The organism is Rhodococcus sp. AC861, from assembly GCF_979256035.1.
In genome coordinates this window covers 1-1079 of record NZ_CEEDMW010000014.1, presented here as the reverse complement: position 1 = coordinate 1079, position 1079 = coordinate 1, and the positions used below count along the sequence as shown (strand labels likewise).

The 1079-nt window shown below is 67.1% G+C and carries 1 protein-coding gene; it reads right to left on the bottom strand.

Features of this window, described 5'->3' with window-relative positions; genetic code table 11:
- Positions 1-970: IS481 family transposase (locus AC0IX4_RS22930; protein WP_471831378.1), on the bottom strand; the 970-nt coding region annotated here is incomplete at its 3' end.
- Between the last annotated feature and the right edge of the window lie 109 nt (positions 971-1079).

The window sequence follows — 1079 nt, the reverse complement described above, 5'->3', positions numbered from 1 at the left end:
TGTTCTTCGCGGGGAGGTTGTGGACGGTGAGTCGCTCGATGGGTGACTTGCCGTCGATGCCTGTGTGGGGTCGGTGGTGATTGTAGTGATGGACCCAGTCCTGGTAGGTCGCTGCGCGGGCTTCGTCGGAGAGGTAGGTGTGGGCGTAGGCCCATTCCTGGTTCAGGGTGCGGTTGAACCGTTCGACTTTGCCGTTGGTCTGCGGTCGGTAGGGGCGGGTGCGCTTGTGCACCACCGATCCGAGTGCTGCGGCGAACAGTGTTGACCGGTAACAGGATCCGTTGTCGGTGAGCACTCTGGCGATGGTGATGCCGTGGTCGGTGAAGTACGCAGCGGCGCGCCGGTAGAACCCGGCGGCGGTCTCCTTGCGTTCGTCACCGAGGATCTCGGAGTAGGCGAGCCGGGAGTGGTCGTCGACGGCGTGGTGGACGAACGCGTAGCCGCGGCCTTGTTTCTTGTTGTGCCGGTTGCCGATCGTGCGGCCGAGTTTGCGGTGCCCGCCGCCGTCGGGGATCCGGCCGAGTTTCTTGATGTCGATGTGGATCAGGTCGCCGGGGGCGGGGTGTTCGTAGCGGCGGGGTGCGGGGCGGCGCACCGCCAGGCCGGTGTTCTGGTCCAGGTGGCGCAGCAGCGGCATCCGGTAGCGGGCCAGGACCGCGGAGACGGTGCTGCGCGGCAGGTGCAGGTGGTAGGCGATCCGGTGCGGTCCCCACCGGTTGGTGAAGCGCAGCGCCACGATTCGTCGTTCGGTGCGTCTCGGTGTGCGCGCGGGGCTGCGGCGGGGCCGGCTGGACCGGTCGATCATCGCCGGCGCCCCGCCGGCCCGGTACCGGTCGGCCCACTTCTTGGCGGTGGTCGGTGAGACCTGGAAGCGTTCGGCGGCCCGCCGGATGGACCAGTGGTCGTCGACGATCGAACTCGCGAGCTTCAATCGTCCCTTCGGGGTGAGGGAGGCGTTAGCGTGGGACACGAGGACCTCTCGGTTGTCGGTGCAGTTGTGGTAACCACACCGATACCGGAGGTCCTCACCTATCTGTTGTCGCCACGCCGTCCACAACGTCCCTGGCCATTACAGCTAG